Source organism: Streptomyces sp. NPDC052396 (genome assembly GCF_044593195.1).
GTDB lineage: Bacteria > Actinomycetota > Actinomycetes > Streptomycetales > Streptomycetaceae > Streptomyces.
The window spans coordinates 13,669-34,695 of sequence record NZ_JBIUAW010000028.1 but is presented as its reverse complement, the minus strand read 5'-3'; the positions used below and the strand labels follow the sequence as shown (position 1 = coordinate 34,695).

General features: G+C 65.3%; 17 protein-coding genes and 3 pseudogenes. 12 read left to right on the top strand and 8 right to left on the bottom strand.

What is annotated here, in order from left to right:
* Nucleotides 1–1,214 precede the first annotated feature (1,214 nt).
* The 3 genes from ACIHFE_RS34005 to ACIHFE_RS33995 form a co-directional block, all read right to left on the bottom strand.
* The gene (locus ACIHFE_RS34005) at nt 1,215–1,880 is read right to left on the bottom strand and encodes an RNA-guided endonuclease InsQ/TnpB family protein (protein ID WP_400112867.1); all 666 of its coding nucleotides are present in this window, start codon (nt 1,878–1,880) and stop codon (nt 1,215–1,217) included.
* Nucleotides 1,801–2,205, bottom strand: coding sequence for an RNA-guided endonuclease InsQ/TnpB family protein (locus ACIHFE_RS34000; RefSeq protein WP_400112865.1), 405 nt, complete (start codon nt 2,203–2,205; stop codon nt 1,801–1,803). Before ACIHFE_RS34000 ends, ACIHFE_RS34005 begins: the two co-directional genes overlap by 80 nt.
* Nucleotides 2,206–2,976: 771 nt before the next feature.
* Nucleotides 2,977–3,579, bottom strand: a complete 603-nt coding sequence (locus ACIHFE_RS33995; protein ID WP_400112863.1) for a transposase — start codon at nt 3,577–3,579, stop codon at nt 2,977–2,979.
* A 100-nt stretch (nt 3,580–3,679) separates the two neighbouring features.
* Between ACIHFE_RS33995 and ACIHFE_RS33990 the strand changes: the two genes are divergently transcribed.
* The 9 genes and pseudogenes from ACIHFE_RS33990 to ACIHFE_RS33950 all read left to right on the top strand — a co-directional run bounded on the left by ACIHFE_RS33990 (nt 3,680) and on the right by ACIHFE_RS33950 (nt 12,339).
* Entirely contained in the window at nt 3,680–4,114 is a 435-nt protein-coding gene (locus tag ACIHFE_RS33990; RefSeq protein ID WP_400112861.1) for a DUF6228 family protein, read from the top strand.
* A gap of 682 nt (nt 4,115–4,796) precedes the next feature.
* The gene (locus ACIHFE_RS33985) at nt 4,797–5,228 is read left to right on the top strand and encodes an HD domain-containing protein (protein ID WP_400112859.1); all 432 of its coding nucleotides are present in this window, start codon (nt 4,797–4,799) and stop codon (nt 5,226–5,228) included.
* Nucleotides 5,203–6,216: a CRISPR-associated endonuclease Cas3'' gene (locus ACIHFE_RS33980; RefSeq protein ID WP_400112869.1), complete on the top strand. Its 1,014-nt coding sequence runs from the start codon at nt 5,203–5,205 to the stop codon at nt 6,214–6,216. Before ACIHFE_RS33985 ends, ACIHFE_RS33980 begins: the two co-directional genes overlap by 26 nt.
* Before the next feature lie 366 nt (nt 6,217–6,582).
* Nucleotides 6,583–7,671, top strand: a complete 1,089-nt coding sequence (locus tag ACIHFE_RS33975; protein WP_400112857.1) for a type I-E CRISPR-associated protein Cas7/Cse4/CasC — start codon at nt 6,583–6,585, stop codon at nt 7,669–7,671.
* Nucleotides 7,668–8,282: a type I-E CRISPR-associated protein Cas5/CasD gene (gene cas5e, locus ACIHFE_RS33970; RefSeq protein ID WP_400112856.1), complete on the top strand. Its 615-nt coding sequence runs from the start codon at nt 7,668–7,670 to the stop codon at nt 8,280–8,282. Before ACIHFE_RS33975 ends, cas5e begins: the two co-directional genes overlap by 4 nt.
* A gap of 154 nt (nt 8,283–8,436) precedes the next feature.
* A complete protein-coding gene (gene cas6e / locus ACIHFE_RS33965; protein WP_400112853.1) occupies nt 8,437–9,090 on the top strand; it encodes a type I-E CRISPR-associated protein Cas6/Cse3/CasE in 654 nt (217 codons plus the stop codon).
* Nucleotides 9,091–9,149: 59 nt separating this feature from the next.
* Nucleotides 9,150–10,077 (top strand): annotated as a pseudogene (cas1e, locus tag ACIHFE_RS33960) (type I-E CRISPR-associated endonuclease Cas1e).
* 48 nt (nt 10,078–10,125) lie between these two features.
* Nucleotides 10,126–11,457 (top strand): S1 family peptidase, encoded by a 1,332-nt coding sequence (locus tag ACIHFE_RS33955; RefSeq protein WP_400112852.1) that lies wholly within the window; start codon nt 10,126–10,128, stop codon nt 11,455–11,457.
* Nucleotides 11,458–12,189: 732 nt separating this feature from the next.
* Nucleotides 12,190–12,339 (top strand): hypothetical protein, encoded by a 150-nt coding sequence (locus tag ACIHFE_RS33950; protein ID WP_400112850.1) that lies wholly within the window; start codon nt 12,190–12,192, stop codon nt 12,337–12,339.
* Between the two features lie 213 nt (nt 12,340–12,552).
* Here ACIHFE_RS33950 and ACIHFE_RS33945 read toward each other — a convergent pair whose 3' ends face one another.
* A complete protein-coding gene (locus ACIHFE_RS33945) occupies nt 12,553–13,503 on the bottom strand; it encodes a hypothetical protein (RefSeq protein ID WP_400112848.1) in 951 nt (316 codons plus the stop codon).
* Nucleotides 13,504–13,666: 163 nt separating this feature from the next.
* Nucleotides 13,667–14,020, bottom strand: a complete 354-nt coding sequence (locus tag ACIHFE_RS33940; RefSeq protein ID WP_400112846.1) for a hypothetical protein — start codon at nt 14,018–14,020, stop codon at nt 13,667–13,669.
* 61 nt (nt 14,021–14,081) lie between these two features.
* Between ACIHFE_RS33940 and ACIHFE_RS33935 the strand changes: the two are divergent.
* Nucleotides 14,082–14,657 (top strand): annotated as a pseudogene (locus ACIHFE_RS33935) (phosphotransferase); the annotation flags it as partial.
* On the opposite strand, the pseudogene ACIHFE_RS33930 reads toward ACIHFE_RS33935, so the two are convergent.
* A pseudogene (locus ACIHFE_RS33930) lies at nt 14,643–15,154 on the bottom strand (transposase); the annotation flags it as partial. The pseudogenes ACIHFE_RS33935 and ACIHFE_RS33930 overlap by 15 nt on opposite strands.
* A 1,282-nt stretch (nt 15,155–16,436) precedes the next feature.
* Here ACIHFE_RS33930 and ACIHFE_RS33925 point away from each other — a divergent pair.
* Together ACIHFE_RS33925 and ACIHFE_RS33920 are read left to right on the top strand one after the other, a co-directional pair.
* The gene (locus tag ACIHFE_RS33925) at nt 16,437–16,832 is read left to right on the top strand and encodes a hypothetical protein (protein WP_400112843.1); all 396 of its coding nucleotides are present in this window, start codon (nt 16,437–16,439) and stop codon (nt 16,830–16,832) included.
* Entirely contained in the window at nt 16,829–18,076 is a 1,248-nt protein-coding gene (locus ACIHFE_RS33920) for an MAB_1171c family putative transporter (RefSeq protein WP_400112841.1), read from the top strand. The genes ACIHFE_RS33925 and ACIHFE_RS33920 overlap by 4 nt, the downstream gene beginning before the upstream one ends.
* 46 nt (nt 18,077–18,122) lie before the next feature.
* Here ACIHFE_RS33920 and ACIHFE_RS33915 read toward each other — a convergent pair whose 3' ends face one another.
* On the bottom strand, nt 18,123–18,995 hold the full coding sequence (locus tag ACIHFE_RS33915; protein WP_400112839.1) for a zinc-binding alcohol dehydrogenase family protein: 873 nt from the start codon (nt 18,993–18,995) through the stop codon (nt 18,123–18,125).
* A 247-nt stretch (nt 18,996–19,242) separates the two neighbouring features.
* Nucleotides 19,243–19,710 carry a helix-turn-helix transcriptional regulator gene (locus tag ACIHFE_RS33910; RefSeq protein ID WP_400112837.1) on the bottom strand — a complete coding sequence of 156 codons (468 nt, stop codon included), beginning with the start codon at nt 19,708–19,710 and terminating at the stop codon, nt 19,243–19,245.
* Nucleotides 19,711–21,027: the final 1,317 nt, after the last annotated feature.

The window sequence follows — 21,027 nt, the reverse complement described above, 5'->3', positions numbered from 1 at the left end:
CGTTCATGTCCGTCCGTCCCGGCTGGCAAAGGCCCAGGTCAAGGCCCCGGCCAGCCTGTCACATCACGGACTTACACGATCTTTCAGACACGCTCCCCGCAGGCGCGGGATACGGGACACCCAGTGCTCGCGAGATGGAAGGGATCCTGCCGGCCGGGCTGTGGGTCATAACGCCGTTATGGGGTGTGGGTAGCGGTACTTGACTCCTCCGCAGGTACGCGACGGACGTCTGGACGATGTCGTCGCGTACCAGTACAGCGGGGACGCCCCCGAGCAGATCGAGCACCTGGTCGCCTGGCGGGACCCCTCGCAGATAGGGCGGGAGCCCGGTTCCGGGCACGCTCACGGATTGGGGTGCACGCCTCATGAGGCCGTAGGTCATAACGCCGTTATGGCTTTCAGCGAAGACAGCGAACGTCTCGGAGGTGTGGGATGAATGTCTCGGCGCCTGAGGCGAGGCCGTGGTAGACCGGAAAACTCCGCGTGTGCGGGCCAGACGCGCCGCGCGGATTTCCGTCCATCGAAAGGGCTGGAACACCCTCAGGCGCAAGACGGATCACCTGCTCATCGACGCTGAGGAAGAGCTATGCGGAACGCTTCCGCGGGCGCAGGGCAGACGACAAATCAGGAGCTCTTGGCGAGGTCGGCTGACGAATCCCCCCATGTGCGCGGGACGGAGGGCGAGGTGCAAGAGGTGTGCTGACGTTTCGGTGACCCGGCCCGCGTGTCGGGACAACTCGGAGGCATCGAAGGGGTTGGTAACCTCGTGCTCGCAGGATGGGAAGGATCGTGTCGGCAGAGCCGTGGGTCATAACGTCGTTATGGCTTTCGGTGGTGGCAGTTGCCCTGCAGGTGCGGGCCGGATCGCGACGGCTGTACTGGAACCATCGCCCACCATGGAACGCCCCCGCAGGTGCGGCGTAGACGTCTCGACGACCTCCAACACGTCCCGGTACACCGGAGCACCATCGCATCCGCGAGATAGACGGATTCAGGAGTCCGCCGCCACTGCCAGATGCGGATCACCTCCGCATGCATGGGGCGGGCGGAATGCTGTCCCATGCATGCGTCTACCACTCCGGGAGACCCTCGCAGATGCGGGCAGCCCTTGATTGACGTGCCCCCTGGTCTAAAGTCCAGGGATTCCGGCCTGGGGCGTCTGATCCTTGCGTGGCCCCCTGCTTCAACGCGCTGTGCGGGCACGTGTGCCCGTCTTACCGCGCTCCACAGGCGTTTGGCGTCTCCACCCGTCCGGTGGCGATGATTCGGCGTCCTTCGAAGAGGGACATTGCGGGCTGCGTTGTGGTCGCGGTCGTGCACGGTCCCAAGGCCCTGCACGTCCACTCCCTGACGTGCAGGGGTTTGGGACCGTCCCGGAATCTGCAGGCCGAGCAGATCTGCGAGGGCGGGAAGGCCCGGTTCACCTTGGCGAAGGTGCGGCTGCGCTTGACGGCCTTGTACTCCAGCATCCGTACGAACGCGGACCATCCCGCGTCATACACGGACTTGGCGAGTCGGGTACGCCCGAGGCCGGACACCGCGAGGTTTTCCACGTACACCGCTTGGTTGTCGCGAATGATCTGCGTGGAAGCCTTGTGGTGCCAGTCCCGGCGCCGGTTGGCCACCTTGGCGTGCTGGCGTGCCACCTTGATGCGGGCCTTGGCCCGGTTCTTCGATCCCTTGGCCTTGCGGGACAGCTCCCGCTGAAGACGCTTGAGTTTCTTCTCCGCCCGGCGCAGGAAGCAGGGGCTGTCGATCTTCCTGCCGTCGGACAGGACGGCGAAGGCGGACAGGCCCAGGTCAACACCGGCGTCGGTCTCCAGGCCGGGGAAGATGTTCCGGCTCGGTGTCCACGACGAAGCTGAGGAAGTACCGGCCACAGCTGTCCATGGTGACGGTCAGGGAGGTGGGAGCGGCCGGAAGCCGGTGGGACCACGTGACCTTGAGGTTGCCGACCTTGGCCACGTACACCGTGCCGTTGTCCTGGAGCGAGAAGGCGTTGGTGTTGAGGCGGATCGACTGCCGGGTGTCCTTCTTCGACTTGTAGCGGGGCGGGCCGACCTTGCGGCCCTGCCGCTTGCCCTTGAGGCTGTCGAAGAAGTTCTTGTAGGCGGTGTCCAGGTCCCGCAGAGACTGTTGCAGGACGACCGCTGACACGTCGGCGAGCCAGGCGCGTTCCTCCGTCAGAGCAGCCTTGAGATGCATTCATCCCTGGCGTGAACGTCGGGGCTTTCTGCAAGAGTCCCGGTAATTCGAGTAGCTGGTCGCCTGGCAGAACGCCCCTCCAGGTGCAGATATGGAAGAACCGGGGCCTGGTTCTGGCCGCGTTCGCGGATTAGGGGTGCACGCCCTCGGGACCTGCTGGTCATAACGCCGTTATGAGTGAGCGAAGGTAGCGAACGTTCGGAGGTGCGGGACTGACTCGCCGTACGGTTTTCCGCCCATCGAAAGGGCTGGAACATCCCGCATGCATGGGACGGACCGCCGGGCCGCGTCCCACTGCTCTGGGCTGAGCGGACCACCCCCGCATGCATGGGACGGGCGCCGTGGCCCTTGCCGTCGTTTGCGGACGAACCTGGAACACCGTTGTAGGTGGTGGGAGAGTCAAGGCCGTGATGCCGGGCGCGCTCGCGTCTGAGGGTGGACGTCCTCGGGGATCCGCCGGCCATAACGCCGTTATGGGTCAGCGAAGAAAGCGAGTGCGAGATGGACATGTGATGGCCGAGGCAGCCGCAGCTTCCAGCTACACCACCCCCGCCAGACGGGTGGGGTGGACGGACGCTGGTATCCGGTGGAAGTGCTCTTGTAAGGGCAGCGTTGGAACGGACCCGCAGAGTGGAAGGACACCGTTGACCTCGCGGAAGTAGCGCCCGGCTGAGGGAGTCCCTCCAGGTGCGGCATGAACCGGGGCCCCGATTCTGGGCGCGCTCGCGGTTTGAGGGTGCATGCCCTTGGGGTCCGCTGGTCATAACGCCGTTATGGGATTCGCCCACCGAGATATCGAAGGTCTTGGAGGCGCGGACGGACGTCTCGAGGCCCGAGGCAGTGCTGCAGGAAACCCCGATACCCCTGCAGGTGCGGGGCCGGACCGCTTCGCGTCCCTCGATGCTCTTGTGCATCCGTGGCACACTCTTGCAGATGAGCGACGGACACGCTGTTACGGATTTCCGCCCATCGAAAGGGCTCGAGCACTCCCGCAAGAGCAGGACCGACCACTTGCTCACCGGCACTAAGGACCGCACGGACGGACGCGGCGTCGGTGATTGCTGAGGTCCAATCCAGCTCGCCCCTGGCACCGAGTTCGTCCAGGACTGCCCGGGGCAGCCGGCGCCACAGACCGGCCTTGGTCCACGCCGTGAACCGGCGATGAGCGGTGGCAGGCGACGTGCCGAATGTTGGCGGCAGGTACCGCCAGGCGCAACCGCTGGTCAGCACGTACACCACCGCCGTGAACACCTTCCGATCCGCCACTGGCACTGTCCCGCCACCCTGCTGCCTGGGCCGGATCGGCGGCATCAGCGGCGCGGCTATCCTCCACAGCCCATCGGGGAGAAGGTTTCGTGCAAGATCCACAGTCATAGCGGACGGTCATGCCCCAAGTGGCGCCTGCAGCCTGGGCCCGGGGCCGTGCAGGGAATAACAGTTGGTCATCGACTCCCACGACTTCTAACCTGCTCGAATGATCGAAGACGGCGCCGCGGTACACGTGGGAGACCCCGGACCGCGACTGGTCCACCTGTACTTCTCCGACCCGACAAGACCGTTCGGGGACGCCTCCTCGCTCGACTTCCACGTGAAAGCTCGGGGACAATGGGTGAGCATCGAAACTCTGGTGCGGACGTGGGACGGCGACGGCCTCGACAGCTTCCTCTCATCGCTGGCCGAGGACTTCCTCGGCTGGGAAGGAGCGCGCGCCTGGCGTTCCCTCGAACACGACCTGACAATCTCGGCGGAACACCGCCCGGGCGGCTACGTCCACCTGACGTGGGGCATCCACGACCGGCCTCCGTCCGAGGAGTGGCACTTCGAGACCACCACCGTGCACGCAGCTGGCGAGGAGATGCGAAACCTCGCTGCCGAGATCCACACATTTCTCACGAACACGGTCGAGTAGCTGAAGCACCACCACCTGAGACAGCGTCCAAGTGTCCCCACTCGAACGACTTGGCTTCGAGGGGGCTCCTGACCTACAGGTGCGGGAGGGTCGCGACGGGTCCTGTCTTAACGAAGCTAGTCATCCAGCGCCGATGACCTGTGTGGACTGGAGTGAGTGAGACGCATGGACTCGGTCCGTTGAGACAGACCGCAAGTTCGTGCCTGCCGTGTCGCGGGCGCGACGGACGGATCCAGGAGTCCGGTCTGCGCTGCCAGATACGGAAGACCCAGCAGCGCGGGCGGATGGAACGCCGTCTCAGGCCACCATCTACCTCTCCGGCCACCCCCGCTGATGCGGGGCAGTCCCCGAGCAATTCGAGTAGCTGGTCGTCTAGCGGAACGCCCTCGTAGCTGTGGGAAGGAACGGAGGCCCGGTTCCGGCCGCGTTCGCAGATTGAGAGTGCACGCCCATGGGCCCCTGGCCATAACGCCGTTATGGGTCAGCGAATGTAGCGAACGTTTGCGGGACGGAGTCGCCGTACGGTTTTCCGCCCATCGAAAAGGCTGAAACACCTCCGCATGCGTGGGACAGACGACTGTTGGAGGGCTGTGAAGGGTGCGGAGAGCGGATCACCCCCGCACGCGCGGGACGGTCCGTGAGTACGCCCAGTTCACATACCCGCCCCGCGGATCACTCCCGCATGCGCGGGACGGACATCACGGCCACCACCACCCCGGTCCAAGTGGCCGGATCACCCCCGCATGCGCGGGACGGACCCTTCATGACGTGCGCGTTATCGCCGTGCTTGCCATTCCTTTGCGATTACTGCCAGGCAGCCAGGGCTCGTTGGGCCACCCAACTCACTGCCCAGACAAGGCTGTTGTCAGTGCCGTCTGTTTCAATCCGTTGCGTGCGGCTGGAATCAAGGGCAGGGGAGGCAAGTGGCGTTGTCCGTAGGTCATTTGGGGCTCCAGACGAGTCGTTGTGGGGTAAAGCTCGTGGGTTGGCAGAGCCGTATCCGCTGGTGCGGCACCTGCTGGATACCGCTGCGGTGGCTATGTACTTGTGGGATCACTACCTGTCTGAGAATCAGCGGCGGTCGGTAACTGCCGCTCTGGGGCTGTGCTGGTGACCAGGAGCACGCTCGGGCCGTGGTGGCGTTATGCGCTGGGTTGCATGACATCGGGAAGATCTCGGGGTTCCAGCTGCGTGACGATAATGGCCAGAGTGAGCTGAGCGAGGCACTGTGCTCGGACATGGGCAAGATCGGTGTGGAGCGCTCGAGTCATGATGTCGCCGGCATGGAGGCGGCTCCGGCAGTGCTGGCGGCCCTGGGCTTTCCCAAAGGTGCCCCACGCCGGGGAGTGGTGGCGCGCGTCGCGCAGGTGATCGGTGGGCACCATGGCCGGTTCTGCTACCTGGACCGTGCACGCATCGACAACCCCGCCTTCTCGCAATTGCTCGGCGGAACCACGTGGGAGCAGCAGCGCGTTGCGCATGCTGCGGCTGTGTATAGGCTGCTGGGTGAACCTGAGCCTCCGGAAGATTTCAAGGCGCCAGCGGCGGTGCTGGTGACGGGTCTGGTGATTTTGGCGGACTGGCTGGTGAGTCAGGAGGACTTCATCCGGCAGCGTCAGTGGGATATGCCCTCGTCGCTGGAGGAGCACTTCGCTCGGGCTCTTGCTGCGGCGCCGAGGCTTGTTGGCGAGGCCGGTCTGGTGCCGGTGGAGCTGGCCGGTGAGGAGTTCGCGCAGGCGTATGGCATCAGCGCTGGGCCCAATGCGCTGCAGCGGTCGGTGATGGAGGAATTGCCGCCGCTTCTGGCGGCGGGCCAGGGTTCGGAGGCCGACGCGGTGCGGCTATTGTGCGCGTACCAGCATGAGCAGGGAGCAGTGACGCTCGACCCTGCTGGTGAGATTCCCTTGCCTGGCAGGGGTGATGACGGCCGGATCGTGATCAGTGATGTCCGGGCCGTAATGCGCAGGACTATCCCGGTGAGGGCCGACTGGTTCCCCAAGGACAGCCTCGACGTCGTGAAGCCACCTGCGGCGTGGGCGGAGCATCCGATGTTGGGAGATCTGGTGGTACTCCGTCAGCCGGTGACCGGCGGCGAGGTTTAGCCGGTTCGTGTGGGTTGTGCCACTTTGAGGCTGGATGACGAGTTGGGCTTGGTGCGTACGTGACAGCACGTCCCAGGCGGGGCGTGGTCTGCCTTTTCGACACCCCCGCGATGGCGGGAAAGCTTGCGAAAGCGCGCCCAAGCACCGCTTCGCAACGGAACACCCCTGCGCGGGCAGGTATTGGGGTCGGCGGATGGTCGCCGCCATGTACAGCTCCACAGCCTTACCGCAGAGCGGACTTGTGGGTCATGAGATTCAAGCGCCTCTGCGCAACTTTTCGAAAGTGCTCACACGCCATCGCTGCCGTCGCTTGAATGGGTGCCCGCGGCCGGCGCTGTGCCGCGGGCTGGCATTGAGGTGAGGATCATGAGCCCATCGTTCTCTCTGAGAGACGCGCCCTGGATACCTGTCCGGTTAGCAGGTCAGTCCACGAGACTGGGATTACGTGCTCTCTTCCATCGGGCCCACGAGATCGAGGACTTGGAGATCCCGGAACCCTTCGATGGTGCCTTCAGCGGTCGCTTCGATCTCTTCGGCGGCGAATGCGGTCGGCCCCCGACCGGCTGGCCGGAAGACTTGGCAGAGTTCGCAGGTGCCCAGGTGGCAGCCTGTGCGGGGAAGAAGCTGTTGAAGAAGGAGAAGGAGGGGCACACCTCCGTCCTGCTCTTCCTTCCCGCCGCCGCCATCGACGACCTGATCGCCATCTGCCAGGAATACCGTCAGGACCTGGAGCCAGGGCTGGGAAAGAAGACGCCGGGGCAGACGCTCCCTGTAGACCGTATCTCCGGCATCCTCAAGCGCCGCACCGCCTCCATCAGCCTCTTCGGATGCATGCTCGCCGAAATCTCCGACGCCAACGTCGACGGATCCACCCAGGTTGCTCATGCCTTCACCCCGCACGCCAGTGAGCCGCAGCGCGACTACTTCACCGCAGTTGACGACTGGCTGGGCGAGGCCGAGACCGGAAGCGGACACCTGAGCACCGCCGAGTTCAGCACCGGTGTCTTCTACCGCTTCGCCTCCGTCAACATCTCGGACCTGCTGAAGAACCTCTCCGGCGACCACAAGGCCACACGCACACTGGTCAGTTCCTTCGCCGACCACTTCCTGATGTCGCTGCCCCAGGCCAAGAAGAACAGCACGGCCCCGCACACCATCCCCGACCTCGCCTACGCCGCCGTCCGCACCAGCCGGCCCCTCTCGCTGGCTGCAGCCTTCGAGCAGCCGGTCGGCTCGGACCCGAAGAACGGCGGCTATTCCGGTCCCTCGCGGCAGGCCCTGGGCACCTACGCCCGGAACATCAACCGCCTCACCGGCAACCGACAGCGGACCTTCCACGGCCACGCCGGTATCGACGAGCGGGCCATAGACGGTCTCGGCGACCGCCACGAGTCCTTCCCCAGCCTCATCGAAGCAGCCGTGGACGCCGCTCTGCCTGCCGAGGACGGCCCGTGACCGCCCTGCTGCTGCGACTGGCCGGACCCCTGCAGTCCTGGGGCGAACGCTCCGCCTTATCCGCCGTCCGCGACAGCGCGGCCTTCCCCACCCGCTCCGCCCTCATCGGGATGTTCGCCGCAGCCCAAGGATTCGACCGCCACAGAGGCCTGGAAGACTACGCAGGGCTGGAGTTCATCATCCGCATCGACCGCCCCGGCGTACGCCTGACCGACTACCACACGGTGGGCGGCGGCCTGCCCAAGGAACGCACTCTGGCCACCGCGGGCGGTTCCCACAAGGGCGATGCCGTCATCACCCGCCGCCAGTACCTGGCGGACGCCGCGTTCGTCGTCGCCGTGTGCGGGCCCGAACAAGACACCACACGCATCGCCGAAGCCCTCCAACACCCCCACTGGTCCCCCTACTTGGGCCGACGCGCCTGTGTCCCCGACGAACCACTCCTGCTGAGCGCCCAGGTAACCGACCCGGAAACCGAACTCCACCTGCACGTGCCGCTGAGTACTTCACCAGCACGCGCGCGAGCAGGCCTCGCAGGACGGCACCATCCTCGTGGACTTCCTCCGCGAGCGCCCCCCCGGCCGGGGTACCGCAAGAAGCCGCCACCCTGACCATCAACGACGTCCCAGGCAGCTTCGTCCCGCACCACCGCCACCACGGCAAACGCACCCTCTACCGCAGCAGGGAACCCGTCCGGGCAACCCTGCGCACCTCTCCCGATCAGCTGAACGACCGCCTGGTCACCTACGCCCTGGAGCACGCGGCATGAGCCCCACCGCCACCCTGGCCCGCATACGGCTCAACCTCCAAAGCCGGGCCGTCCAGCGCGACCTGCGCGACCCCACCCAGATGCACCGCACCCTCATGCGGCTCGTCCCCGACCACCTCGGCAACACCCCGCGCCAGAACACCGGACTGCTCTACCGCCTCGACGAAGCCGAACACTCCAGCACCCTGCTCGTCCAAGCCGCCGTACCCCTCGATGCCACCCAACTCCCCCGCGACTACGGACGAACCCACGTCAAAAGCCTCGCCCCCATGTTCAGCGCCCTGCGCAAGGGGCTGCCCGTCCGCTACCGGATCACCGTCAGCCCCACCAAAAGCGAACGCCGCCCCGGACCCGACAAAAGACGCGGAAAGATCACGCCACTGTCCGGACCTGCCGCCGACGAATGGTGGAACCGCCGTGCCACCAGCGCCGGCCTACAGCTGCACACCCTCCTGCCCGTGCCTCAACGCCCCATCAGCGCCCACGGCAAAGACCCTGCCGCCACCGTCCAGCACTGCCTCATGCGCTACGACGGCATGGCCACCATCAGCGACCCCACCGCACTGACCAACGCCCTACTCACTGGCATCGGCCGCGGCAAACCCTACGGAGCAGGCCTCCTCAGCCTCGCCCCCGCCTGCACTCCATGACCACCACCCCCGCCCAGCACAGCAACGCCCATGCCCGTCTGGCCGCCCCCACCCTGGCCATGCTGCCGCGCGTCGCCGACTCCCTGTCATTCCTCTACCTCGACAGGGTCCGAGTCGTCCAAGACGACACCGGAGTCTGCGCCCAGATCCAAATCAACGCACAGAGCACGGACACCGTCTACGTGCCAACCTCCGCGCTTTCCTGCCTGCTTCTGGGCCCCGGCGTCTCCATCACCACCCGCGCACTGACCACCCTCGCCCGCCACGGCACCAACGTCATCTGCACCGGAGCGGGCGGAGTGCGCTCCTCTGCCGGCATCCTGCCCGACTCCCTCACCACCCACTGGCTTGAACAGCAAGTCCAGGCCTGGGTCACCCCGAGCGCCGGCTGGAGACCGCCATCCGCATGTACGACATGCGCTTCGGCGACACCGTCCCCGACGGCACCACCCTCGCCCAACTCTGCGGCCTGGGAGGCCAACGCATGAAAGCCCTCTACCGCCGCCTCGCCGAACAACACCGCATCGGCCGCTTCCGCCGCGCCTACCAACCCGACCAATGGCACGCCCAGGATCCCGTCAACCTCGCCCTGCCCGCCGCCAACACCTGCCTCTACGGCATCGTCCATGCCGCTCTTCTCGCCCTGGGCTGCTCACCCGCCCTCGGGTTCGTCCATGCAGGCACTCAGCACGCTTCGTCTACGACATCGCCGACCTCTACAAAGCCGACACCACCCTGCCCCTCGCCTTCTCCCTCCACCAATCCACCAACCCGGAAGCCGAGGCACGCCGCACCTTCCGCGACAACCTGCGCCTCTTCCGACTGCTGCCCCGCATCGTCAAGGACGTCCAAACTCTCCTCAACCCGGTCGAACCCGCGGCTGCCGACGACGACTTCGAACGCCAGGACGTCGACATGGTTCACCTCTGGGATCCGACAGTCGGCGCACTGCCCGCCGGAGTCAACTACGCACGCGAAGGCCACTGACATGCCGTCCATGGTCGTCATCGCCACTACAGCCGTCCCGGACCACCTGTGCGGTGCCCTCAGTCGCTGGACCATCGAAGTTGTCCCCGGCAGAAGCAGCGCGTACTCGACCAGATCGCCGGAGACATCACCGATGGACTCTCCGAGTACGACCGGGCCAGGATTCCCGGCTTCACCGAGATCGAAATCGACCCGGACCACAACCACTTACAGCTGCATTGGAAGGGCACTCCCTCGCAGCGGGTCCAGAGCATTCTCGCCCATCTCCCCCACGGTGTGACGGCCGAGACGGTGCTGGCCCGTTACTCGAAGGCCGAGCTTCACGTCGCCCGCAACAAGCTGCTCAAGGACGGGAAGCCAGCGGTCTTGCGGCCGTCCTCGACACCGGACCCGATCAGGATCACCAGCATCTCAGGGGCCAACGACGGTAGTGGCCTGGAGATCACCTACGACGAGGACCGGGACACGGACCGGCGGGATCAAAAGGACCCGCTGGCCCGTGATGAACGCAGCACTCGGACGAGCAAGATCAAGACACTCACCGACCGGCTGACCGGCATCAACACCCTCGTCACCTATAAGCCGCTGAGTGCGGACCCGTCCGCCGGTATCGGCAAGGCGCAGCCGCACTCCGCGAACGGGGCAGCCGCGGGCAAGGCGATACGGAAACACGACGCGCCCCCGTGGTACGGCGGCTCCGCCTTGAAGAACCCCTCAGGCGGCATCTGCTCCAGCGGATTCGCCGTCACCGACAGCCATGGCAACCACATGTTGACCACCGCCAAGCACTGCGACGCCAAGGACGGCCACTGGCGCACCTGGGAAGGCGGTGACGACGTCGGTGTGAGCGACCACCTGCAGAGCAACGCCCGCGTGGACACTGTCGGTATCGCCTTGCATGATCCGGCCGACGGGTACCTGTACGACGAGGAGGCGAACAGGACCGACGGCTACGCCAAGCCCGTTACTGGCTATGGGCACAACAACGTCGGAGACTACGTGTGCACGGACGGCGCCAATGGCGGCGTGCACTGCAGCATCGTGCTGAGCAAGACCGACGTCGGTGTCACCGGGGCGGATGGCGGCTACCGCCCCGTCACCGACCTCGGCTATGCGACCGACTGGCCCTCGCATGGCGTTGCAGCAGTCAACGGAGACAGCGGAGGACCGGTCTTCGTCGGCGCGAACAATTGGACGACCGACGAGGCGCGCGGAACGATCACCGCCCTCGACAGGACGGTCACCTGCCCGTCGGAGCTGAATCCGGGCACTGTCCTGGATGGGCATCAGAGGAAACCGTGGTGCCTGGCAGGCGTGTACTACGTGCCCATCTACCAGACCCTGCACGACCTGAAGTGGACACTCAACACCGCCGGGTAGCGCGCCAAGGGACTAGGCCGATGCGATCAACATGGCATCGGCCCACTGTCTTTCTCCAGCCCCCGTAGTGGTGTCAGGCTCAGGCCCAACCGTCATCGTCAAGCGCGGAGCGTCACCGTGAACCCACGGCAGCTGAAACGAACGCAAGGCATCGTGTGGCTCACCGCCGCCATAGCCATCCTGATCACCGGCGCAACAGCATGGTGGCTGGGCGATCAGCACAGGAGAAACCACCGTGACGATGGGGCGGTGTTCGGCAACGTACTGGTGAGCCAGAACGGTCGCACACTCACCACTACAGCCAGGTGGACCCCCTGCCAAGCACCGCGTCCTGAGCTTCAGGCCCGAGAATCCCCCGGTACGGTAACGCTGGCGTTCAAAGAAGGCACCGCCAACCTCCAGCACCAGTGCGGCAGCAGAGACCAACAAGTCACAACCACTCTCACCGCACCTTTGGGGTCACGACGGCTGATCGACGCCGGCACAGGGGCAACCATCACGCCCTTCGACGGCTCGAAGCTCGCAACCCCCCACTATCTGCCACATGGGTATGCCCAAACCGACGAGGTCTACGACGAGCCCCCAGGAGACCGCTGCCTCCCAACACCCTTCGAAAGAGCGGCAACCGCATCGTGGTCACGGTCCTACCACAAAGGCTTGGCACGCCCTTCCCTGGCCCTGGCGCAGACTGTCGGAGAGGCGCCAGACGGTCCTCGCGGCGCTGTAGCTTCCGTGAACGGGCATGCTGCCCATCTGCACGAACACTCCCAATCCCGCTGCCTGACCTGGTCCAACGACGAGTACACCTTTGCCCTAGTGGCTCAGAGCACCGAGCTCACCAACGACGAACTACTGCGGATGGCCAAGCAGCTCAGCTCCTAAGGCCGGTTCGATGGGTCGGTGCGCTGACAAGTCGGTGGATGTGCCGGCGGGCATGCCGGACGGCTGCCTAGAGCAGACGACGTGGCTGCCTCGCGCAGAGCCTGGCGGAGGGTGCGCTGGGCCAGTGAGAGCGGTGGCAGCAGGCGGGCGGCATACTACGGCCGGTGGCGGCGTCGTAGGCAGCTCCAACTCGGTCCGCACTACTTCTGACGGTCAGCAAGCTCGGTCGTAGATCGCCCGCAGCCACGGTTCCCTGACAGCGGGCATCCGCGCAAGCATGTACCGGAACGCCTCCCTGAATAGCTGGAACAAATACCACAAGTACGGCGGCAGCGGGTCATCCCGCTCGACGCCTGCCGGCAGCCCGCCGACCACCGGCAGCCTGGTTCTGTGGGGCGGGAAGGCGAGTTCGGCCCAGAGCGCGGCATCCATGGGTACCGGTACCGCCCCGGCACGCGGCTGCCACATCTCTCCGGTTTGCGGATGGACTGGCACCAGCACCAGGTCAGCGGTCGGCTCGCCGAACTCCGGTCCCGCCAGGTTCAGCCGCTTCGTGCCTTCCCCGGCGGGCAGCAGCGCGCCGAGTGCCCGGCCGAGGAGCCCCGCGACCGGTCCGGGCGCGACGGCGACCGGCGCGCCCCCGGCGGCCACCACCACCTGCGCGAGGGCCACGCCCGCCGGGATGTCCCGGTACTCGCTCAGCCGGTGCCACAGCGCGCCGGTGGCCAGCAGTTCCGCCCACTCCATGACCGGCCGCTCCGGGGGGCCGGGCAGCCGCACTACTGCCTGGGGGATGAGCCGGACGACCTGCCAGCACCCGCAGTCGTCCATCCGCGTTCCGACCGGCAGATCGCAGCCCAGGCAGCCGAGGTTGGGCCCGTCCCTCCCATCGATCCCCATGCAGTAGCCCCCGGCTCGCTCAAGGATCAGCCTGGTGCCGCGTATGTCGCCGGGCGCGAGGAGGACGGTGTCCGACGGTCCGTCGGACAGCGCGCCGAACGGCGCAAAGCGCCCCCGCTCCGCCGCCTCGCGCGCTCCGGCCTCGTCCCACTGCCGCCACGGCGGCCCGTACGGGGCGGGGTCGACTGCGTAGGCCCCGGCCTCCAGCAGTGGCGGGTGCAGTGTCTCCCAGTGGGTGTCGGCCAGGTGGATCGGCAACGCCACCTCCGATACCGCCGCCGTCAGGACCGCACCGCAGCCCGCACACCCGAACACCGCCAAGCTGTCCCCTCCCACGGTCGAAGCCCCTGCATCCCACCAAGCAGGCGGACCGGGGAGCAACGGGTTTTCAGGCGACGCCATGCGACGCGGGGCGAAGTGCGGGCCGTCAGGCTCCGTTGGTAGCGAAGCTGGTGCGGGCCGCAACCTGACTGAAGCTCGGGATCTCCATGAATACCGGCGATTCCTTCTGCTTCTGCCTTGCGTCAAGCTGAGCGATCTTCTTCTCTGCGGCGTCCCGGCTCACCGAGAGGCCTTCAACCTCGCCGAGCCATCCTTCTCTTGCGGCTTCGGCGATTCGGTCGTTCAGGTTGTCCCGAATCTCGACAAGTCGACCTCTCCCGTTGGGATCCACGATGAGGACTGGGCAGCGAACGCAGGCTTCTCTGAACTTGGGGCCGGTCTGTCCCAAGCCTGTGATTCGTAGCTCTCTGAAACCCAATCGGTGATGCCCGATGGTCACAGCGAGATGTTCCGGAGAGCGAGAGCTCGCTCCGTCTGTCGCCTTAGTACTGTGACTTCGCATGACCGACACCGAGATCGAGATCACCGCAGACCTGGTCCGCGACCTGCTGCAGGAGCAACATCCAGACCTTGCAGGGCTGGCCATCCGCGAGGTGGCGGGCGGTTGGGGCAACCAAATGTGGCGCCTCGGGGACGAGTTGGCCGTGCGCATGCAGCGCATGGACCCCACCCCGGAGCTCCAGCTCAAGGAACGGCGGTGGCTCCCCGTGCTGGCCCCGCGCCTGCCGCTCCCGGTGCCGACCCCGGTGCGGTTCGGCGAACCGTCCGAGCGCTTCCCCAAGCACTGGACCGTAATGACTTGGGTTCCCGACGAGCCGCTGGACCACGGCTCGATCAGCCGCGGCGACCACGCGGCCGACACGCTGGCGGGCTTCCTCCGGGCACTCCATATGGAGGCGCCCGCCGAGGCGCCGATCGCTACGGACCGCGGTGGCCATCCCCGGAACTGCATGGAGGGCTTCGACAACGTCTTCCAGGCCGTTGCCCCCGACGACATCGCTGCCGACGTCCGGGCCGTCTGGGAAGACGCCGTTGCGGCCCACGCATGGGAGGGCCCGAGGGTGCTGGTTGTCGGCCGGGACACCGCCCGCCTGGCAGCGCGGCAGATTGGCGGTCCATTCCTCCGGCAGGAACAGCTGCCAGTGCAACGGGCAGGGCGCGGTGTCGGTGGCAGTGTGCACGCTGACCGTCGGCCTGGCAGTTCGCCCGTTTCCCACCGCCCCGCAGTACGGCCGGGCCACCCCCACCGACCGCGCCCCGCACTTGGGGAACGACACATCGTCGACCACCCACACCTCGGGCTGGAACACCTTCGTGAGGCGTTCGGCGATCCGGCGCCGAACCGCAGCCAGTCCCACGGTGACTGGTTCACGAACTGCTGCAGAGCCTGCACGTGCCCATCCGGCAACCGGTCCGCCATCGGCCGGACCGACTTGCGCCGACCGTCGAGCATCAGCCCCCGCAGATAGCACTCGCCCCGCCGGCGCTGATCCCGCCGCGGGAACGAAGCGAACACATCACCAACGAACTCCGCTAATTCGCTGCGAAGTTGCTCCACTTCCCCGAGCCTCATACCTGCCACCGTGCCAATGAACAGGCAAGTTCAGCAGATTTAACGAGGCACTACTAGGCGGCCCACTCGGCGTGCACCGTGCTCTGCGGAAACTGATACAGCGATGCGTGGCCGGCCAGGGGCTGGACCCCGACGGGCTCTCCTTCGTCGGCACCCTGCGCGCTGTCCGGCGCAGCGTCACCGCAACGCAGGTTGTCTTTCCCCCTTGAGTTCGTGGTCAGCGCTCTCACAAGATTGCGGAACGACCTGCTGGGCCAGACTGGTGCCGCTTCGCCGCATGCGTAGGTGGTCCTGTGTGGCGAAGCGGATGAACTGAAGAGCTGCGCCCAATCTGGTTTGGTGCGCCGACTGGCGTAGATCATCAGTAGCATCCGGAATGTGGAACAGAGCCACTTTTGAAGTGACGCCCACATGTGGCGCGGGCGAGGTGCGCCGGCGCATGTGCGCGTGGCGAGGAGATGGCAGTCCCGTGCGGTGTGTCGATGCCGTTGGGGCCATGATGGTTCCGAGAGGGTGGTGGGATGCCACTAACCAACCTGGGCCGCGGACATGGCGCGTTGGAAATGGAGCTAGTGGTGTGTTCTCGCAGTGGTCGTGCACTGCGGTATGCAGGGCCAGGCCCCGGAGCTGCAGGGGAGGTCAGATGTCGAGAAGGTGGTGGCCCGTCAGCGTCTTGCCGTGGCTGACGACGGGGCCTTGTCCGGGCGCGGGAGGGGGGCTTCTTCCCCGATTGGGCAGTTCCTCGATCGGCATGCTGGTTGGATGTGCGACCCCGGTACACGATGCTGCTGGCTGCCGTGGGTGGGGCTCTTCCGGGTGCTGGGTCAAGGAGGGCTCGCTGCTCGCCGGCCACGGCGCCGGTGTCGTCTGTGATGTCGTTGCCGTTGCGATCCCTGCGTTGCCCGTGCCGCTTTGCAGGTTGCTGTCCTGAGGCCAGGGCGTGGGGATGGCCCAGCCCGTTCCACTACCCATCGAAACAAGGGGTGATATCAACTTCGTTGACTCGTGTGGGTCATGGCCGCGCGGCATTCATGAGGTAACCAGCGACCTCGTGTGCCACTACTGGGGGCATGTCCGTTGTGCAGTGGAGTGATATTTCTCTGACGCGGTCTCGTGACGTTGAATCGTAGGGAGGGCAGACCTGGTGAGGCGTAGGCGGATACGACGTGAGTGTGAGGAACTTGTACGTACTCTCCATCTTCCGGACCCATTTGATGTCAGTGTGTTGTGCCACTGGGTAGGTGAGCGGCGCGGGCGGCCGATTCGTCTTGCCCCGATCGCTTTGCCTGCCGAGAGCCCGTGTGGTCTGCTCATTGCCACGGCTAAGGCCGACTACATCTTCTATGAGGCAGATACGTCAGTAATGCATCAATCGCATGTAATAGCACATGAGTTGGGGCACTTGCTCTGGGAGCATGAAACAACATTCAGTGGGCTTGCAGGCCAGTCCGCTCACCATACGCTGCCCGATGACATCGACCCTCTTCTGATCCGGCACATGTTCGGTCGCAGTCAGTACGCCGATCCTGAAGAATGGGCTGCCGAGTTCTTTGCTACGCAGGTTCTGCGACGGGTCAGTCAGTGGTCGCCTGAACTGCCGCTGGTCCCGCCGGATATGACGGAGCTTATTGGCAGGCTGGAGCGTTCCCTGCAGCGTCGGCAGGAGAGTTCTGCATGATCGATACAGCTATTGCTGCCTTTGATATCGTCTATCCGTTATGTGCGGTGACCAGCTTTCTCGCCCTTGGCTACAAGGTCCGGGATCTGCGGCGCGACTCCGGTAACTCGGCGCTCAGGGCGCTGTGTTTAGCCAGGCTGTGTACCGCACTGGCGTACGTCTGGATTACGCCGTGCCTGTATGTGCGGATCGATCGCTTGCTCGGAATCGCTAACCTCGGCACCCTGCTGAGCAATGGATGCATCGTGTTCAGCGCACTGGCCACCCAGCTTATGCTGCTCGGCTGGTTCAACGATCCCGCCGGAGTCCGGCGTAAGGCCCCGTGGGTATGGGCGGTATTCGGCACGGCCGTTGTCGCTATGATCCTTATCTTTCTCGGCGCTCCGCTGCCAGGTGAACACCCCGTCGACTTCGAAGTGTACTTCGCCAAAGACCAGTACGCCGATGCATACATGGCGGTCTACCTGGCTACCTACGGCCTTAACCTGGTCAATACAGCCCGGCTGACATGGCTGCCGTCCCGTGCCATCAGTCATCCGTGGCTGCGCCGGTCCTTGCGGCTCACTGCGCTGGGATCTGTGTTCATTACCGGCTATCTATTGGGGAAGACGCTGGGCGTGATCGGCCGCTGGTGTGGCATGAGTTGTTTTGATGCGGCTGCCATCGTGGGGGCACCGGTGTGCGCAAACCTGGGCTCTCTGGTCCTTGTGGTCGGCGGTACCTTTCCCGGGTGGGGGCAGCGCTTGATGACCAGGGCTCGACAGTACCGGTCTTTGCGTCGGCTCTATCCTTTGTGGTTCGCGCTCTGCCAGGCTACACCCGGAATTGCCCTCTTCCCGAGGCGTTCACCGCGTCCGCCCGTATTCGTGCCTGCTCTTGAAACGCGCCTTTACCGATTGATTATTGAGATCAGGGACGGGCAGCGCGCCCTCCGGCCCTATGTGAACGCAGAGCAACTGGGAGCTGTGGCTCGTGAGGCACAGTCAGCGGGCATGGACGGGGAGGAGCTTCAAGTGACTCTGGAGGCGGCAGCTATCAGGTTGGGGATACGTGAGAAGTCGCGCGGGGTGCAGAACGCTGAGTCGGTGGCCGGCGGGACAGCCAGCTCTTCCACCACCGACCTGGCCAGTGAACTGTCTTGGCTGGAACGCGTGGCACACGCCTTCGCGAGCTCGTACGTGACCAATGCGGCCGATACTGGCTGTGGATCCAAGGATGCCGTCGCCGTGCGGCAGCTTGAGTGAAGTAGCACAGTGCTGGCCAGCCGCTCCCCTGCAAGGCGAGTCTGATCTAACTTGCGGGGTCGAGCAGTAGTTTGCCGGTGGTACGGCGCTCTTGGAGATCCATGTGCGCATGTTGAATCTTGCTCAACGGATACCGGCCGCCGATGTGCGGGGTCACGTCACCAGACAGCACCGCGTCCCATAGCTCCTTCATCGAGTGAGCGAGCATGCCGCGGATGGGGTAGATCTGCGGCAAAGCGAACCCCATGACCGCCTGGCTGCTGGCGATGAGGTCCCGGGTGCCCAGGGTGGCCGCCCGGCCACTGGCATAGCCGAAGGCCACCAGCCGGCCAAAGGGGGCCAATGCCTTCAGGGACTGATTGAGCGATAGTGCGCCAGTCATTTCCAGCACTATGTCGGCCTTGTGACCGCGGTTTGCTTCGATGAGCCGCTCGGTCAAGTGATCCGTACCGGTGGAGTCAACGGCGACGTCAGCGCCCAGACCGAGGGCAAGCTGGCGCTTGGCAGGGGTGGAGGCGACGGCGATTATGCGACCGGCACCGGCCCGCCTGGCGAGCTGGATGGCCAGGGTGCCCACCCCGCCGGCAGCAGCAAAGACCACGACGGAGTCCTTCCGCTGGAGCCTTGCGCAGGTGTGCAGCAGATGCCAGGCGGTATTGCCCTGAACCGCCAATGCCAAGGCCTGGCCGTCGTCGATGCCGTCAGGGACTTCGAAGGTGGTCCCTTGTGGTGCGACAGCACATTCGGCGTACCCCCCACCCCGGATGGTGAACGCAAGGACGCGCTGACCGTCGATCCGCCGTCGGCCCACGACTTCGCTGCCCAGGACGTAGGGCAGCTGTATCTCGCTGAGGTAGTTGCTCTGGCGTATATGAACGTCGGCGAAGTTGACACCGGCGCGGCTCACGTCGATGAGCACGTGCCCAGGCTTGGGCTCCGGGGGAGGTAGCTCCGTGACCTGTAGGACGTCAGGTCCTCCGAAGCGACGGATCAAAGCCGCTCGCACGGGTCGCCTCCCCAGGTCAGCATGCTTATCGGTCTCCGTCCGGTCGCACAATGGTCAGTGTCGTGAAGGGTAGCCTCACGCGGGGAGATGGCACGAGGGTTTCTCCGGGTACGGGCGACCGGCCCCGTTGCTGTGCCGACGCACGTGGCCGGCGCAGTGCTCATTGATCGCTGGGGGACTTCGGGGGGAGCCCCTCCATCCTCCGGAGCTGGTCGAGCAGTGCTGAGGCAAAGCTCAGCCCTTTGGGAGACAGCCCGGCTGCTCGCGTTGCGACTTCGGTGACACCTGCTTCTTTGAGTGCAAGCAGGTCATCGGTGTGTACCCCCGCATCACGCAGAGCCGCGAGCTGATCGAGCTTCCTGTCGATCTCGGTGGCGGCTTCGTCGTCGAAGAAGTAGGCGGCCCTGACGCCGAAGAAGCGTGCGAGTGCCTCCAAGTGGTGCAGGCGCGGATTGTCTCGCTCGCCGTTGCGCAGGTAGGCGATGTACTGCTTGGAGATGTCGCCGCCTTGAGCGCGGATGGCTTTGGCAACATCTTCGTTGCTGTAGGGGCCGCGCCCGCGTGGATGGACCGTCGCGAACAGACGGTTCAAGCGGTTGGCGAGCTGGTTGGGTGGTATCTCACTCACCGGGCATCCCGCCTTCCCCTTTCCATGGATGTGGGTGGATCATCGATCCCGATATCACGCAGGGTAACGCCAGTTGACGATCGCGTTGAGATGGGGATAGCTTCGCTGACAACTGCTGTGGTCGAATCAGGGGTGGGTTCCACAGCGGATCCTACTGCACCTCTGGATGGTGGCGCTCGTGGCCGATGAGCCACCGGTGTGTCAGGTGTAGGCCGAGGCCATGTCAACTCGCAGGATGCAGAGGTGATGTGACCGGCTAGGGCCCGTGTGTGCCATGAGGTAAGGAAGCCGGACTGGACGAGGGGTGATGCGCACGAGGACTTTTGACCACAGCTGTGGTCACGGATCGGACTGTTCCAGCTTGTGTGGCCGGTGATCTTGGCTGGGCTCTTTTGCCGGCTGTGGCGTGGACCGCCGCCGGACTGAGCCTGGCGAGCGACCGGACCCCAGCCAGGGAGGGTGCTGTGAGCCGGCCAAGGGTCAGGCTGGTCTGCCGACTTCGCGGAGCGGCAGATGGAGCTGAGGTCCTGTTGACTTGACAGTGAGCAGCCGGCTTCTCCGGGGGCCTGGATCTGGATATGGAGGTCGTCTGGTCTTTGTGTGATCAATGTTTGAGTGCGTCTTGCTTGTCTTCAGTCATCACAGCGTTGGGCTGTCCGCTTGTGGTCCAGGGCAGCTCAGTGTCTCTGTTGCCTCGGTTTTCCCCATATAAAGGGCATGTGCGGCCAGAAAGGGATTGCCCGCACTCCATTGATGAGCCTTGTGGCCTCAACCGCAAGCGACCACTTCTGCCCTCGAGGTGTGCACCCTACGCCACGGTTCTCTTCGTACTACCCAGGAACGGGGCCAAATGCTCAACTCGCTCGGCTTTTCCGCTGCACCAGCTCGGACGGATGCGGTTGACCCTGTGCACTTATCTGCCGTGCAGCAGCGGCTGGCGACCACCTCGGAGTGCGTTGTCCCGCCGCACAGTCCGTCACCGCTTGGCGTTTGTACAGAAGATTCGCCTGCTCATCTGCCAGGGCAGTCATGCCCTGGACCGGGCGATCGGGCCTTCGAGTCCACTAGTGCCATCCCACGGGCCTTCGGCGGTGCCCTTCCCCCGTGTACTTCATCTCCGATTGCCCTGTATATGCCGTATCCGGCATTGAGAGCGAGGGCCGGGCGCTGACGAAGCGAGTGGCCGAGCGGCTCCTCAACACCAAGTGAACCACCGTGAAGGACCAGGCGTCCGTCACTAACGGGTACCTGTCCATACCTGCCGGCCGGGAGTCGTACCCACTACCGGGTGCGGAACGGATCGTGCCGGGCAACCAA

Coding starts and splice junctions, on each gene's coding strand:
- ACIHFE_RS34000 (WP_400112865.1), bottom strand. CDS start 2,205: ATGCATCTCAAGGCTGCTCTGACGGAGGAACGCGCCTGGCTCGCCGAC.
- ACIHFE_RS33995 (WP_400112863.1), bottom strand. CDS start 3,579: ATGACTGTGGATCTTGCACGAAACCTTCTCCCCGATGGGCTGTGGAGG.
- ACIHFE_RS33990 (WP_400112861.1), top strand. CDS start 3,680: ATGATCGAAGACGGCGCCGCGGTACACGTGGGAGACCCCGGACCGCGA.
- ACIHFE_RS33985 (WP_400112859.1), top strand. CDS start 4,797: ATGCGCGGGACGGACATCACGGCCACCACCACCCCGGTCCAAGTGGCC.
- ACIHFE_RS33975 (WP_400112857.1), top strand. CDS start 6,583: ATGAGCCCATCGTTCTCTCTGAGAGACGCGCCCTGGATACCTGTCCGG.
- cas6e (WP_400112853.1), top strand. CDS start 8,437: ATGAGCCCCACCGCCACCCTGGCCCGCATACGGCTCAACCTCCAAAGC.
- ACIHFE_RS33920 (WP_400112841.1), top strand. CDS start 16,829: ATGATCGATACAGCTATTGCTGCCTTTGATATCGTCTATCCGTTATGT.